This is a genomic window from Loigolactobacillus jiayinensis (assembly GCF_003946445.1).
In the GTDB taxonomy this organism is placed as follows: domain Bacteria; phylum Bacillota; class Bacilli; order Lactobacillales; family Lactobacillaceae; genus Loigolactobacillus; species Loigolactobacillus jiayinensis.
Genome location: NZ_RHOF01000016.1, coordinates 54,666 through 70,857, shown reverse-complemented (window position 1 = coordinate 70,857; position 16,192 = coordinate 54,666). Strand labels below are relative to the sequence as shown.

14 protein-coding genes are annotated in these 16,192 nt (G+C 41.9%); all 14 read right to left on the bottom strand.

Annotated elements, in window-relative coordinates:
- Positions 1 to 139 precede the first annotated feature (139 nt).
- The 14 genes from ileS to EKM80_RS05385 all read right to left on the bottom strand — a co-directional run bounded on the left by ileS (position 140) and on the right by EKM80_RS05385 (position 16,191).
- Entirely contained in the window at positions 140 to 2,932 is a 2,793-nt protein-coding gene (ileS, locus tag EKM80_RS05450; RefSeq protein WP_125552101.1) for an isoleucine--tRNA ligase, read from the bottom strand.
- Positions 2,933 to 3,230: 298 nt separating this feature from the next.
- On the bottom strand, positions 3,231 to 3,989 hold the full coding sequence (locus EKM80_RS05445) for a DivIVA domain-containing protein (RefSeq protein WP_125552100.1): 759 nt from the start codon (positions 3,987 to 3,989) through the stop codon (positions 3,231 to 3,233).
- 18 nt (positions 3,990 to 4,007) lie between these two features.
- Positions 4,008 to 4,790, bottom strand: a complete 783-nt coding sequence (locus tag EKM80_RS05440) for a YlmH family RNA-binding protein (protein WP_125552099.1) — start codon at positions 4,788 to 4,790, stop codon at positions 4,008 to 4,010.
- A gap of 36 nt (positions 4,791 to 4,826) precedes the next feature.
- Complete coding sequence (locus EKM80_RS05435) at positions 4,827 to 5,099, bottom strand: YggT family protein (RefSeq protein ID WP_191985931.1); 273 nt, start codon at positions 5,097 to 5,099, stop codon at positions 4,827 to 4,829.
- A 33-nt stretch (positions 5,100 to 5,132) separates the two neighbouring features.
- A complete protein-coding gene (locus tag EKM80_RS05430) occupies positions 5,133 to 5,612 on the bottom strand; it encodes a cell division protein SepF (RefSeq protein WP_125552097.1) in 480 nt (159 codons plus the stop codon).
- Positions 5,613 to 5,676: 64 nt separating this feature from the next.
- A complete protein-coding gene (locus EKM80_RS05425) occupies positions 5,677 to 6,345 on the bottom strand; it encodes a YggS family pyridoxal phosphate-dependent enzyme (protein WP_125552096.1) in 669 nt (222 codons plus the stop codon).
- Positions 6,346 to 6,384: 39 nt separating this feature from the next.
- The gene (gene ftsZ, locus EKM80_RS05420; RefSeq protein ID WP_125552095.1) at positions 6,385 to 7,686 is read right to left on the bottom strand and encodes a cell division protein FtsZ; all 1,302 of its coding nucleotides are present in this window, start codon (positions 7,684 to 7,686) and stop codon (positions 6,385 to 6,387) included.
- Positions 7,687 to 7,719: 33 nt separating this feature from the next.
- A complete protein-coding gene (ftsA, locus tag EKM80_RS05415) occupies positions 7,720 to 9,048 on the bottom strand; it encodes a cell division protein FtsA (protein WP_125552094.1) in 1,329 nt (442 codons plus the stop codon).
- A 144-nt stretch (positions 9,049 to 9,192) separates the two neighbouring features.
- Positions 9,193 to 10,053: a cell division protein FtsQ/DivIB gene (locus EKM80_RS05410; protein WP_125552093.1), complete on the bottom strand. Its 861-nt coding sequence runs from the start codon at positions 10,051 to 10,053 to the stop codon at positions 9,193 to 9,195.
- 43 nt (positions 10,054 to 10,096) lie between these two features.
- Positions 10,097 to 11,188, bottom strand: coding sequence for an undecaprenyldiphospho-muramoylpentapeptide beta-N-acetylglucosaminyltransferase (murG, locus tag EKM80_RS05405; protein ID WP_125552092.1), 1,092 nt, complete (start codon positions 11,186 to 11,188; stop codon positions 10,097 to 10,099).
- Positions 11,189 to 11,193: 5 nt separating this feature from the next.
- The gene (murD, locus tag EKM80_RS05400; RefSeq protein ID WP_125552091.1) at positions 11,194 to 12,573 is read right to left on the bottom strand and encodes a UDP-N-acetylmuramoyl-L-alanine--D-glutamate ligase; all 1,380 of its coding nucleotides are present in this window, start codon (positions 12,571 to 12,573) and stop codon (positions 11,194 to 11,196) included.
- 41 nt (positions 12,574 to 12,614) lie between these two features.
- Entirely contained in the window at positions 12,615 to 13,580 is a 966-nt protein-coding gene (gene mraY, locus EKM80_RS05395; protein ID WP_125552090.1) for a phospho-N-acetylmuramoyl-pentapeptide-transferase, read from the bottom strand.
- Between the two features lie 29 nt (positions 13,581 to 13,609).
- Entirely contained in the window at positions 13,610 to 15,784 is a 2,175-nt protein-coding gene (locus EKM80_RS05390) for a penicillin-binding protein (protein WP_125552089.1), read from the bottom strand.
- The gene (locus tag EKM80_RS05385) at positions 15,781 to 16,191 is read right to left on the bottom strand and encodes a protein required for the initiation of cell division (protein ID WP_125552088.1); all 411 of its coding nucleotides are present in this window, start codon (positions 16,189 to 16,191) and stop codon (positions 15,781 to 15,783) included. Before EKM80_RS05385 ends, EKM80_RS05390 begins: the two co-directional genes overlap by 4 nt.
- Position 16,192: the final 1 nt, after the last annotated feature.

The following is a 16,192-nucleotide window of genomic DNA, read 5'->3' as shown; positions in this document are numbered from 1 at the left end:
TATGATACCGCGATTATTGGCCGATTCATATCCGGTCTGTTATTAGGTGCTTACGAAAAAAAAACTACGCGACTACTTATTTTTAGTTAGAAAAAAGAGCTTAAAGACAATCGTCTTCAAGCTCTTTTTAATGTTAAGCTTAATCTTCAAAACCTTCAGTAACTGCTTCAGGAAAATGTTCTTCGACGATTTTCGCACAGCGACCACAGAATTTTGGTAACTTAGGATCGATACCGACATCAGTTCTAGTCATCCGACAACGTGGGCAAACCTCACCAGCTGCATGTTCCACAACAACTTTGACATCACCAAAATCTTCTGCTGTAGCGGGCGCACTAGCTGCGTCAGCAATCTCTAGGTCGGAAACAATAAGAATCTGCATCACATTGGCGTCTAAAGCATTGAGTAATGTCTTAACAGTTTCATTAGGATACAAAATAACTTTAGCTTCCAATGATTTACCGATAACCTTGGCATCGCGGGCTTCTTCTAAGACTTTCAATACATCTGAACGCACTTCCATGAAACTTGTCCATGCTTCAAGTAAATCAGCTTCATCCGCATAATGTTCGACTACTGGCATTTCGGCTAACTGCACATAATCTTCTGGTTCATGCAAGAAGCCCCAAATCTCTTCAGCAGTATGGGGCAAGATTGGCGTTAATAACTTAGTTAAATCAACCAATACTTGATACATGACAGTTTGCATTGCCCGCCGCTTTGGATCGTTGGCAGTTTCGATATACACGATATCTTTAGCAAAATCTAAGTAGAACGCAGATAAATCAACAGTGATGAAGCCACTGATCTGTTTATAAACCGTTGCAAAATCGTATTGTGCATACGCATCTAAGCACGCTTGCTTAACTTGATTCAAGCGTAGCATTAAATATTTATCCACTGACTGTAATTCATTATAATCAAGTGCATCACTAGCCGGATCAAAATCAGTTGTGTTAGCTAACAAGAAACGCATCGTATTGCGAATTTTACGATAACTATCAGAAACCTGTTTGAAACCATCCATTGAAACCCGCACATCAGCAGAAGAATCAACAGTAGCAACCCACAAGCGTAGAATTTCAGCACCCATTTGCTTAATGATCTTGCTTGGTGCAATCGTATTGCCCAATGATTTGCTCATCTTGTGGCCATCTTTATCCATGGTAAACCCTTGGGATAAGATTTGCTTATATGGTGCTGCACCAGAAACGGCCACACTAGTGATTAAGCTAGAATTAAACCAACCACGATATTGATCGGAACCTTCCAAATACAAATCAGCTGGATAGGTGAGGTAATCACGTTCAGCTAAGACACCTTGATGTGACGAACCAGAATCAAACCAAACATCCATAATGTCCGTTTCCTTGGTAAATTGGCCATTTGGTGAATGTTCATTGGTAAAGCCTTCAGGTAATAAGTCTTTTGCTTCTCGATCAAACCAAACACTGGAACCATGTTCAGCAAATAAATCAGCAACGTGATCAATTGTCTCTGGCGTGATAATAGCTGCTCCATCTTCACCATAGAAAATTGGCAATGGTACACCCCAAACACGCTGACGTGAAATAACCCAGTCACCACGATCGCGGATCATATTATACAGACGTGTTTTACCCCAATCTGGCTTAAAGGAAACTTTGTCGATTGCAGCTAAAATTTGATCACGAAATGCATCAACTGAAGCAAACCATTGTGGCGTTGAACGGAAAATAACTGGCTTCTTAGTCCGCCAATCCATTGGGTAACTATGCAAATAAGGTTCTTGCTTTAGCATTAAACCGGCATCAGTTACTTTTTGAATGGCCAATTTATTAGCATCTTCGTAGAATAAACCTTCAAAACCAGGTGCTTCGTCGGTTAACTTACCCTGATTATCCACTGGTGATAAAATATCTAAACCATATTTTTTACCAACTTTAAAGTCATCATCACCTAAGCCAGGTGCAGTATGGACTAAGCCAGTACCTGAATCAAGCGTCACGTAATCGCCTAACATCAATAGCAATTCACGATCTTCGTAAAATAGATGTTGTGCGGTCATGTATTCCATATCTTGACCTTTTAACGTTTTCAAGACTTTAACGTCCTGCCAACCCGCCTTTTCGGACAAGGTATCAATTAATTCAGAGGCAACCACAAACTTACGGTCCTCACCAGCAGGTTGTACAACTGAATAATCATATTCAGCTTCAACTACGATTCCTTCACTGGCAGGAATTGTCCATGGTGTAGTGGTCCAAACAACAAAGTAAGTATCATTATCTAAGATACCTTTGCCATCTTTGACTTGTTCACCATAGTAAGCGGAAGGAGATTCGATATCTTTATATTCCAGTTCGGCTTCAGCTAAAGCAGATTCAGAAGATGGTGACCAGTGAATGGGCTTGTTACCGCGATAGATATACCCTTTTTTAGCCATTTCACCAAAAACACGAATTTCCTGTGCTTCAAATTCTGGTGCTAAGGTTAAGTATGGTCGATCCCAATCAGCAGAAACACCTAACCGCTTGAAATCAGTTCGTTGCTTCTCAACTTGTTCCAGTGCGTATTTGTGACAAAGCGCACGAAATTCAGAAATTGACATTTTTTTACGATCATAGCCTTGCTTGGTCAATTGTTGTTCAATTGGTAAGCCATGTGTATCCCAGCCAGGAACGTATGGTGCCCGGAAGCCTGACATTGACTTAAAGCGGACAATAATATCCTTACTGATCTTATTCAGCGCATGGCCAATATGAATATTCCCATTGGCGTATGGAGGACCATCATGAAGAACAAACGTAGGCTTACCTTCATTTAATTTTTGGCGTTGTTCATAAAGTTTGTTTTCGTCCCAAGCTTTTTGCCATTCTGCTTCACGGACAGGCAGGTTACCCCGCATTGGAAACTTAGTTTTACCTAAGTTTAAAGTATCTTTAACACGCATCAACATCTCTCCCTTTTATCATTTAAATCTGCAAACCAACTGAGCACAAAATATTCCTTGGTAAACAAAAAAGACTCCATCCCTAATTGGGACGAAGTCGTCGTGGTACCACCCAGATTTGGAGCACCATAAGGCACTCCCTCAACTGTAGTTATAACGACTACAAGGCCGGCAACACTTACTAATTGTTCACTGTTGCATCAAGTAAAGATGATCCACTAAGCGTTAGCGCACTGTCAATCTCCCACCATTCATTGACTCGCTGTTGTGATAACGATTAGCTTACTGTTCTTTATGATTAATTATCGGAATTTTGTGAATCAGCTTCAACTGCTGGCTGTTCATTGCTGTTAGCTGCCTCGCTTGTGTTGTCCGGGAAAATAATCATCGTTTCCCCAGGGCCTTCACTATCTGTTTGTACAGCTGGTGTGTCTGCAGTTACGCTAGCCGGTTCGCTAGTCTGCGCCACATCTGATTGGTTTGAGTTTACGCTACTTGCTTCAGCATTGTCAAGCCGTTGTTGTAAGATTTGTTGAATCGCTTTATCTTGTCCATCATCATCGTGGGCCAATAATTCATCCCAGTCCTTACTCTTAACGATTTCTAATTGTGATTCAAGCATAACTTGCAAACGTTGACGGAAGACGCGCGTTTGTTTCTTCAAATCTTCAGTCTCAATAGTGATTTGCTTAGCCTTTTGCGAGGCATCGGCCAAAATCCGGTTGGACTTCTCAGTTGCTTCATTCAACAGATTCTGCGTATTCTTCTGCGCTTCTTGACTAATGATTTCAGCTTCTTTTTGTGCATTAGTCTTAACCTTATCGGCAGCTTCTTGTGCCACGATGATCGACTGATTTAGGGCGTCCTTTAATTGATTAAAGTAAGTGACTTTTTCTTCACTTGCCTTTAAAGCAGTTTGTAGATCATCTTTTTGCTTTAAAACCGCTTCATAATCCTTAATAATTTGATCAAGAAAATCATTAACTTGATCTTGATCGTAACCACGCATTTTTACGTTAAATTCCTTGTTATGAATATCCAACGGGGTTAATGCCATATGAATCCCTCCAAAAAACTATTTTCTTAAAACACCAAGTAACAAGCGATACTTGTCTTTCTTGGACTTACCTTCGATTTCACGTAACTGAATACGGCCAAAACCACGAACCGATATAATATCACGCAAACCTAATTCGAAATCAGGCCGTTCAAAAACTTGCCAGTTCAGCTTTATTTTACCATTTTCTACCAATTCTTTCGAACGCTGTCGCGAAATATTATAAACTGCGGAGATTAAAGCATCGACCCGCAACGAACTAACTGTTGCATGTTCTAATACCCAAGCATCTTTTGGCACCAACAAGTCAGTATAACCCTTTGGCTCTAGACGAACACCGATCCGCCCGATTTGGGTGATTTGTGCTTGAATATAATCGGCCATACTTGCAGTAACAAAAAACTGCCAGCGCTCACCATCAGTCATGATATCACCAAATACTTCTCGCTTGATACCAGCATTGACCAGTGTACCAAGAATTTTACCATGAGATAAATTAGCAAACTTAGTGGGATAATGGATCTCGAACAATTGAATCGCAAAATCATCTTGTGTTGGTTCAAAATAATCTGGGTACAATAAGGCACGTTGGCGTTCAGCCGAAACATAGCCACCATCAAATTGACAGCGCTGCTCGCCCTTTTCACCAACGATTGCTTCCACAATATATTGTTGGCGTGGATCTAAAAAATCGGTTAAATATGGGCGGTACTGATCACTAACATCCTGCAACCAACTGGCCACTTGATCGATAAACGGAGCTTCCGCCTTTCGAAAGTGTTGATAAACATTCTCGTCCATATTAGCTATCCTCCTTAGATTTGAACACACACCAAGCTAGAAGAAAATAATATTGTATAAAGCGCCTAGACCATATTGCGCCATACTTAGAACTATCAAGGCAACCAATGGGGCAAAACTTAAGCCGGCAATTGGTGGCACAAAACGGTAAAAAATATTTAGATATGGTTCACTGATCCGGCCTAATAAACGTCCCAACTTGGTTTGGTACGCATTGGGAAACCAAGACAATAGAACATAGATCACAATAATAAACATATAAATATCGATCAATCGGTTGATAATATTAAAAATAACATTGACGAGCATTAACACCGCATAACCTCCCTGCTGTTAATTACCTTACCCCAAGCCATCCTGACGTAGGATATCGGAAAGGTTACCATCGATTTCAAAATTAGCCGGCGTACATAAGAAAATCTCATCGCCGATTCGTTCAATATCACCATTGATTGCAAAAACAGTGCCCGTTAGAAAATCAACGATCCGTTTGGCCTGTGCTTGGTCAATGCGCTTAAAACTCAATACTACTGCACGACTATTTAATAAGTGTGATGCTGCTTCCTTAACATCGGAATAAAGTCGTGGCTCAAAAATCACAATTTTACTTGCTTTGGTTGGCGCTGCATTCATTGGAACAACCTTTTGACTATTAGCCGTTGGGGTTGCTCGATATTGTGGTGCTTTAGCTGAATTTGCTGGTCGTGCTGGCTGCTGTGATTCATTTACCTTCTGCTCTTGCGAGGTCGGCTCTGTGTAAAATTCGTCTTCGTCGTCGCTCATACCAAAAAATTTGCTCAAATTCAATTTACCAAATGCCATTTTTCTGACCTCCCTTGACTAAATGAAGATAGTTATTAACCAATGATTGGACTTTGCTTACTTTTTATTGAAACAAGGCGGTTCCAACGCGGACAAAAGTTGCCCCTTCTAAAACCGCAATTCGATAATCACGTGACATACCCATACTTAGCTCCCGACACGGCGCATAAGTTAGACCAAGCTGGGCAATTGTATCGCGCTTCAAGCGTAACTGTTTAAAGAGTTCATGTAAAGCATGATCATCAGCATCGATTGGCGCCATGGTCATCAGCCCAACGATCCGGATCTTCGTAAAATCAACTAACGAACGAATAAATGGTTCAACCTCAGCTAATTTTAACCCTGATTTAGATGCTTCACCAGAAACGTTGACTTCAACAAAACAATTGATTGGCTGCTCAGCCCGCTTTTCAATTTCCGCGGCTAAGCTGAGTCGATCTAATGAATGTAAATAGGCGATCTTGTTAATGACCTGCTTAACCTTGCGCTTTTGTAAACTACCGATAAAATGCCACTTTAAGTCGGTTGCCGTCAGAGCTGCCTGTTTTTCAGCTAAACCTTCTGGTCGATTCTCTGCCAAATTGGTCAACCCTGTGGCAGCCACCGCCTGTGCTTCTTCAATCGTATGGTATTTAGTCACCGCGACTAAAGTTACTGGGTCCGTGCGGCCAGCTTCAATCCGTGCGGCCGCAATTGTTTGCTGAACCTGCTGTACATTTTCTGCAATTGTCATCGCGCCGCCTCCTTTAAAAATAAGCTAACGTATAAATTATTACTTATTCCGACGCCGGAAGAACGGTGGCTTATCTAACCCGTTATCGTCATCATTACTATTATCGGTATCAGTACGCCGGAAAATATCAAAATCAGGTTTTTCCGTCCGTTTAAAACCGTTATCGTTGTCTGCTGTTTGCCGTTGGCTTGGTTCTTGGCGAATATCCCAATTACCAAATGGATCGTCACTGCGTTTATTATTTCCTGCAGTCCGTTGTGTGCCCGCTGAAGCAGAAGTCGGTGTATCGTTATCCTTGTTGCTTGCTCGTGCTGTATCGAAACTACGTCCAGCATTAGCGTTAGCTTGTGGATTCAAATTACGCCGTGGTGTCTGTGTCTTTTTATCATCGTCAATACCGGTTGCAATAACAGTAACAACGACTTCGTCCCCTAAACTTTCATTGATCGACGTCCCAAAAATAATGTTGACGTCACTAGTAGATGCTTGAGAAACAATGTCTGACGCGTCCTGAGCTTCAAATAAAGATAAATCAGGACCCCCAGTGATATTCAACAAGACTTGTTCCGCACCATCAATTGAAGTTTCCAACAACGGTGATGAAATTGCCTTTTTAGTTGCTTCACCAGTCCGATTTTCACCAGTTGCTGAGCCAATCCCCATTAGTGCTGAGCCTTGGTTTTGCATAACCGTTTTAACATCGGCAAAATCCAAGTTGACGTAGCCTGGTGACGTAATCAAATCAGAGATACCTTGTACCCCTTGGCGCAAAACATTATCAGCTTCTTGGAAAGCTTCTAACATTGGCGTCTTTTTGTCGACAACTTCTAATAAGCGATTATTTGAGATGATAACCAATGTATCAACATGCTGTTTCATTTCAGAAATACCTTCAGCCGCGTTCTTAGCGCGTCTAGGTCCTTCAAAACTAAATGGGCGGGTAACAACACCAACAGTTAAAGCACCGAGGTCCTTGGCTGCTTTAGCGATGATTGGTGCAGCACCAGTACCGGTGCCACCACCCATACCAGCTGTTACAAAAATCATATCAGCGCCTTTAAGTGCTTCAGCAATCGCTTCTTCACTTTCTTCAGCTGCCTTTTGGCCAATTTCTGGTGTTGCCCCTGCACCTAAACCACGGGTCAACTTACTGCCTAATTGAATTTTAGTTTCGGCATCTGAGTTATCTAAAGCCTGCACATCGGTATTAGCGGCGATAAATTCGACACCCTTAACGTCCTCGGCAATCATGCGATTAACAGCGTTACCGCCAGCACCACCAACACCGATCACTTTGATAACAGCCCCCGTGTTTTGTGTTGAGTCTAAAGAAAATTCCATAACTTGTATCCTCCTAATAGTCTGATAGTGCCATTATTCAAAGAAATTACTGATAAACTTCTTGATGCCGGCGAAACGTTCTTTCTTTGGTTCCGACGCTTCTTTTTGAGTTGCAGTCTGATTGTTTGCGGGTCGGAATTGCTCACTATCAGGTTTAACGACTTGCTTTGCGGTATAGTTGCTCTTGTTCGTAGCATAATTGCCTTTTAAAGTACTCTGAACGATTAAATCAATTTCGCTTAAATTAGCGGTGTAATTGATCAAACTCAATGCTTGGGCAAATGAGGGATGACGTAGACCCATCTCATCAGGAATATACAGCTTAACATTATGTTCAAAAACATCACTTGCTAATTCAACAATGCCCGGCAAGGCGGTCACGCCGCCAGTCATAACAATACCACCTGGTAAATCTAAAGCGCCAACTTTACGCAAAGACTGATTCATCTTTTCAAAAATCTGCGTTAAGCGTGCTTCGATGATCTCAGCGAGATACTTTTCATTGACTGTCACTGGTGCTTCCTTACCCACAACTTCAACTGGAAAATCTTCTTCTGAAGAAGCTTGCAGTGAATCAGCATACCCATAATCACGCTTAACTTTTTCAGCGCTGTCAAAGGATGTATTTAAAACGACGGAAATATCCTTGGTGATATAGTCGCCGCCTTCTTGATCTACATAAGTATATTTTAATTTGTGATCATGGATAACAGCTGCTGTACTTTGGCCGCCACCTAAATCGATCAAAACGGTACCGAAATCCTGCTCGCCATCAGCTAAAGCTAATTTGCCTAGGCTAAGTGGATTCATTACTAATTCGTCTAAAACTAAACCAGCCCGTTCGATACACTTCTGCATATTATGAATCACCGTTTTCGGTGCTGTCAATAAAATACCGTGCATTTCCAAACGAACGCCGATCATACCGCGTGGATCCTTAATACCGTCAAAGCCATCAACAATAAATTCATCTGGAATAATCGTTAAAATTTCTCGTTCTGGTGGTAAATTACGGACTAAAGCAGCAGCTGCAACATTGCGTACATCGCTATCATTAATTTCTTTCGATTCATCCGCAACTGCAATCATCCCTTGACAAGGTTCGATCTCAAGTAGATTAGCAGGAATTCCAGCGGTAACTTTCTGAATTTCAATGTTAGTTTTCCGTTCAGCTTGACGAACTGCCTGTTGAATCGCAGCGACTGATTTATCGATATCAACAACGACCCCGCGGCTTAAGCCTTCGGAACGCTCGCTACCCGCTCCAATAACATTCATTTGTCCTTTAACGTATTCCGCGACAATAACCTTTATTGAGGTGGTTCCAATATCAAGCCCAACGTATATGCCTGTGTTTCCCATAAGCGGTGGAACCTCCTTGAAACAATTTTTCGATTTAATTTTTAAATACACTATATGACTAGATTTTAACACACTCAAACTTGGTTTTAAAAGCCTTATCATACGGTTTAACACGTTTTCACAAAACTTGAAGGATTTTTAAGCTTAAAAGGGGTAGGAATAAGCGCCAACCTCTAAATTAACCGTACCTTTTTTCTGCATTTCTTTGGCGATACTCGGATAATATTGCATTTTTTTGGCAAAAGTTGTGATGGTCGCATAAACCTGGTTGCCATCATTCATATATAAATGTACCCGCTGCGGATTCAATTTAGTCGGCGTAAATTGAATTTCAGAAATACTGTTGCTCACTGTTGCCGGTAATTTATTATATTGCTTGATCATTTGGCGTAAAACCTTACCTGACTTAAAGTGACTATACACTGAGTGGTTGCTTGTCGGCTGTGCCGTACTATCTACCCCAATTGTACCATTCTCTAAAATCGGATAGTAGCGCGAGCCACGGACTAACAAGCCAACTGTTTTATACGTTTTAATTTTTAATTCAATATTACGAAATTGATGCACAACTAATTTGGCCGATTTAATTTTTGGCTCTCGCTTCGTCATTTTTTTAGTGATCGAACGTTGCTGCAACAAAACATCGACAACTGAGTCGCTTGTTTTTATACCACTAGCATCGATCACCGTTTGTTCGCTAAGCGGACTTTTTTGATCACTGGAAACACTAAGCAACTTCACCTTGCTTAAAGGTGAAACAAAATAACCAGTGATAACTAATATTAGCACTAAGATCGTCATTAAAAAGGCTAGCCGGCTCACCAAATATTTGTGCCGTAGTTCCTTTAACCGCGGCAACTTGTGCTCAATTGTTGGCTTAGTCTGTGTTTTTTGTTGCTGTGCTTGCTTTTGTTGTTGCTGGTACGCTTCCCAAGGAGTCAGCGCGGACGCTGGGTCGTTTGTTGCTGCTTTTTTCTTGGAACGCTTTAACCGTTTTTTTGCCATCCGCGCACTTCCTTTCTATGACGACTTTATAACTTCTAGTTAACTAATGAATTAAATCCTGCATCACTTTGATCAATCGATCAGCAGCATCTGGTACGCCTAACTGCCGTGCTTGTTCACTCATCGTTTGCCGCAATTTTTGGTCCTGCATCAACCGATCAGCCACTTTTAATAATGATTGGCCGGTCAATTGTTCTTCAGTGATCATTTCTGCAGCCTGATGGTTAACCAAGCTTTCAGCATTTTTAGTTTGATGATTATTGGTTACATAAGGACTAGGCACCAAAATTGACGGAATTCCTAAGGCCGTGATCTCGGCTAATGAAGTCGCCCCAGCACGACCTAAAATAACGGCCACGTCTGGCAAAATAGTTGGCATATCATTGATATAAGGTTCAACCGCAATATTTTTGTTAACAGTTTTATTAGCCAAAGCTTTTTGGATCTTAGCATAATGAACTTGGCCAGAAACAAATAATACTTGGTAATCTTTTTTATTTAACTCAGGTAATGCCGCCAGAAAAGCAGCATTGATTCGTTCAGCCCCGCGACTACCCCCAAAAATAAGTAATGTGGGTACTTCCGGTTGCAAATGAAAATCAGTTAAGCGCTGATTAGCTTGCATCCCCGCAACTTGTTGGGCCCGCGGGTTACCAGTCAACACAACCTTTTGCTTAGGAAATTGCGCTGCAACTTCAGGAAAAGCAATTGAAATTCGATCAACAAAGCGACCAAGAAACCGATTGGTAATGCCAGCAACACTATTTTGTTCATTAATCACGGTCGGAACGTGTAACTGCGCCGCCGCAAATAAAACTGCGCTAGAAACGTAACCACCAGTTCCAACCACTACATCTGGCTTAAAATCACGTACAATTCGCTTAGCCCGATGCGTACTTTGTAAAAATAGTCTGACTGTCTTTAAATTGTCCAAAGATAATGAACGCTTAAACCCTTGTAATTCAATAGCTTCAAACGGGATATTTTTTTGACGGATAATCCGGCTTTCCAGCCCTTTTTCGGTGCCAATATAAAGCACTTCATCTAGCAGATCTCGTTCTTGTAGCCGTTGTAGTAGCGCCAACGCTGGATAAATGTGACCGCCAGTACCACCACCTGAAAAAATTACACGCATAACGTTTAGTCCGCTCCATTTCCTTTGATCAAATCAGTGACGCCATCAATAAAAATCTGCCCACGAACTTCAAAATTCGGGTATTGATCCCAGCTTGCATTGGCCGGTGACAATAAAATAATGTCTCCTGGCTGACTCTTTTGATAAGCCAGCGGTAACGCAGCCGCTACATTTTCTACGATTTGGATATCCTTAATACCCGCCGCTTCACCAGCTTGTGCTAATAGCTTAGCCGTCTCACCAAATAAAAGTAAGCTTTTAACGTGTTCCTTTAAAGCTGGCACTAGCCGTTCAAAGGTGAAACCACGATCTAAGCCGCCAGCTAACAAAATAACTGGCGCTTTAAACCCCTTTAGTGCCATTTCAGTAGCTTCAATATCAGTGGCCTTCGAATCATTATAAAAACGACGTCCTTGCCATTCAGTCACAAACTGTAGCCGATGCTTGACACCTGTAAACGTGCGTAAGACTTCACAGATAGCTGCATTAGTTTGACCTTCTAATTTAGCCACCGCAATGGCTGCCAACGCATTTTCTACATTGTGATCACCAGGGATATTCAGTTCACTGGTTGGCATTAAAACCTCGTCACGGTAACAGAATTGACCATCCTTCACATAAGCGCCGGCAGTACTTAAACCTTGCCGGGAAAAAGGAACAACCTGCGCGTTAGACTGTTGACTCAAATCACGCCACTCTGCTTGATCCCAGTTGACCACAAAGTAATCATCCTTGGTTTGGTTCATGGTGATGCGCATCTTCGCCTTAATGTAATTAGCGCGGCTACCATGATAATCAATATGGGCAGTATAGATGTTAGTTAAAACGGCAATATGTGGCCGTAACTTGGTGATCCCCATCAACATAAAACTAGAAAGCTCCGTCACCATAACATCATCAGCGGTCACCTTCTGTGCTACTTCCGTTGCTGGTACGCCAATATTGCCAGCAACATAGGCCCGCCCGGCTTTGCGTTGTTGGTTAAGCATCAAGGTGATCAGCGTTGTCGTCGTTGTTTTACCATTGGTTCCCGTAACGCCGATCAACGGTGCTGCCGAAATTTCATACGCTAATTCCGGTTCGGTAATGATTGGAATGCCTTTTTCCTGCGCTTTTTTTACTAGCGGATTAGAGTATGGGATACCAGGATTCTTGACCATTAGCTTAAAATCTTCATCCAATAAAGCTAACGGATGACTCCCGGTGATCACGCGGATGCCTTCGGCTAATAACGACTGCGCATCTGGATTTTGATCAAAATCTTTTTTATCATTGACCGTCACCAACGCACCTAATTTAGCCAACAGCTTAGCCGCATGGAAGCCACTTTTTGCCAAACCTAATACCAATACTTTTTTATTTCGATAATCCGTCACTGAATTCAAGAATATTCGCCCTTTTCCACTTTAATGATTAGAATTTTTTGTTACAGAAATGCCACTAAATAAATGATTGCACATAAGAGACCGAAGCCCCAGAAAGTTAAGACAACACGCCATTCTGACCAACCGAGCATTTCAAAATGATGATGGATCGGACTCATTCTAAAGACGCGCTTGCCGGTTAGTTTAAAGACAGATACTTGGATCATAACGCTGGCGGTTTCGATGACAAAAACCAACCCGATCAGTAGTAACGACAGCTCACGGTGCAACAGAATTGAAACTGCCGCTAACGCACCACCTAAGGCTAAGGAACCAACGTCACCCATGAAAATTTTAGCTGGCTTATGATTAAACCAGAAAAAGGCGATCAGACCACCAATCACGGTCAAACAAAAAATCAGAATATCCGTCCGACCTTCTTTATATGCGATGATCGCATACGTTGCAAAGGCAATGGTTGCTGTTCCGGCAACCAACCCATCAAGGCCATCGGTTAGGTTAACCGCATTTGAAAAGCCAACCAACCAAATCAAAATAAAAATAATATACAGGACACTGAGATGCAGTCGACCAATCACTGGCAAATCGATTGCTAATGGTAAACCTTCGTGAATGTACACCGCAGTGAAGATCAAACCACCAACAATTTGGCCAAGTAACTTTTGCCAAGCACGTAAGCCTAAATTACGTTTTTCAAACAATTTGATTGAATCGTCCATAAAACCCAGCGCACCATATAGTGCAAGTATGAATAAGATGATCCATACTTGTGCGGTCATTTGGTGTTGCCAGTAGCCGACCCAAATCGTTGAAATAACGGTAGCAATCAGGAAGACTAAACCACCCATAGTTGGTGTACCTGATTTTTTTTCGTGCCATTTTGGTCCTTCTTCACGGATCATTTGGCCTTCTTTTTTCATCCGGAAATAACCAATAAACAATGGCAACACAATAAATGTGATGGCAAAGCTACTGACAACCGGAATCAACATCTGCGTAAATTGCATAACTCTCTAACGCTCCCTATTCTTCGTCATTATGGCTTGCTTAAAGTCACCGTGATCGACTGCGCTGAATTCAGTAGCCCTTTTGCCGCTAAACTCTGCTTCGTCGCGTACCCAGTACCCTTGATCGTAATCTTTTTGCCAGTTAATTCAGCTAATTTCAAAACATCACTTTTCGACCAACCAGTAACATCCGGCATCGTCATCGCACCGTTAGTTAAAATTAATGCCCGCTGATCATCTAAAATAACTTCATTAGCTAATGGCATTTGTTGAACCACCGTGTTACCAGTCCCAATCTGTACCGTCGTCAGGTTCTGCTTCTTCAGTGCTGCAGTTGCTGCACTAACCGATTGACCCGTCACATTTGGCATTGTCGCTTTGGACTCAGTTGCTGTGGTTCCAGCATCGTAGTCCAAGGCGCGCTTCATCAACGGATTAAAAATCTGTGCTAGGATTTCAGTTGCTGGATCAGTCATCTTTTGTGGTTGTTTCATTGTAATATACAAAACGTACTTAGGATTACTTGCTGGTGCCATACCGACAACCGAGAAAATATAATTACTATCTCCGGTCATATAGCCACCACCATTAGCATTGCTAATTTGTGCTGTTCCCGTTTTTGTAGCAATTTTATAGCCAGGAATTTTGTAAGCACCACCGGTACCATAGTCCTTATATGTCACATCTTCCATCGCCGCTAACACTTGTTTAGCGGTCGATTTCTTAATCGGTGTTGCCACCTGTTTGGGTTTGTATTTAGTCGTTTTACCAGTTGCTGGGTCAGTCACTTTTGAGACGATCTGCGGCTGCATTTCTTTACCATCATTGGCAATGGCTGAAAAGCCCTGCATCATCTGCATCATAGTAACATTGATCCCTTGGCCAAACGAGGTCACCGCTTGATCAGAGGTGTGTTCATATTGAATACTGCCACTGACTTCACCTGATAACAATGACTTGGTTTTGCTCATAAATTGGAATTTATTAAGGTAAGACAACCATTTATCTTTACCCATCGTTTCTTCAATATGGACAAAACCAACGTTACTCGATAATGGGAAAGCTTTGCTCAACGGAATCGTGCCCCAGCCAGTATTGTTCCAATCATGGACTGTTGTGCCGCCCACAGTAACTTGACCTGACTGATAAGTTGAATTCGGCTGATACTTTCCTGAATCGATGGCTGCAGCCAAAGTGAAGGCCTTCATCACTGAACCTGGTTCGTACGCATCGCCCACTAAAGTATCCCGCCAAAAATTACCTAAGCCTGAACCTGTTTCTGGATTAAAAGTTGGCCGCTGTGACGCCGCCAAAATTTGCCCAGTCTTCGGATTCATTAAAACTGCATTAAGTTGCTCTGGTTGATATTTGGTTTGTACACTAGACATCAAGGTTTCTAAATACGTCTGTAATCTTGAATCTAAGGTTAAATAAACATCCTTACCGTTTTTAGCCGCTTTTTCCTTGGCCTTGGTGTTAGGTAATTGGTAACCATAAGAATCTTTTTCAACTTTTTTGACCCCATTAGTGCCGGTTAAAGTACTATTAAGTGTCTTTTCTAGACCCATGATACCCTTCAAATTTGAAGTTGTCGTATTAGCGGTTGTCGTTGTTTTGGCATTAGCCAAACCAATCTGGTGCGAAGCAAAAATACCATTAGGGTACAAACGTGCTGGCGTTTCAGTGAAATAAACCCCTTTGAGGTCAGCTTTTTCAATTGCTTGTTTAATCGTCAAAGATAAGCCACTGCCTGCAGTGCCAAATTCAACTTGGAACGTTTTACTGTTAGCCGGATTTAACCGTCGCAGAATTGTCGCCCGATCTAAAGGTAAGTACTGGCTTAAAACTTTTGCCACTTTAGCTTTGTCAGTCACGTACAATTTCTTATCATTGATGCCAGTATAATTTTTATCTAGAACAGCATAAATTGAGTACGTTGTTGTGTCTTCAGCAATTGGCGTACCACTAGCATCATAGATGGTGCCGCGCTTAGCACGGAGTACGGAACTACTTTGGTATAATGCGCTGGCTTTTTTAGTTAAATTCTCATCGTTTGCGTGGCCACTAACCACGATATAAGAAAAACGAAAGACAAACAGAAGAAAAATGCCCACTAAAATAAAAAGAAAGAATCCGCCAAAGCGTTGGCGGTTTCGTCGTGGATTTCTCTTGCCCATCAATCGTTTATTGCGTGGTGCCTTCATTTACCGACATTCCTTATATTTGCTTCATTAAAAGTAAGTCCGTCCTTAGCTGCAACGGTGTTCAAGTGACTGGACTGCATGATTTCATTAATTGTTTGCTTAGCATCACTATTTTTAGCCTCTACCGTTGCAATTGATTGCTCAACATCTTGAAGATTGCGTTGCGCAGTTGCAACAGAAACCTGTGTCGCCACGATTACTGTCGCTAAAACAACAGTTACGACGCCAGCAACCATAAGTAAAACCTTCTCAAAAGCTGATACTGCTACTCGACCAGCTGGTATTGCTTGGGGTTGAACTGCTGGCGCTTTTGCCGGTGCCTTAATATGTATTTCTGGTTGGGGCATGCTGGGCGCAACTGGCTCAGCCAATAATGAATAATCTCTTGCTGCACTTTCATCTGCCATA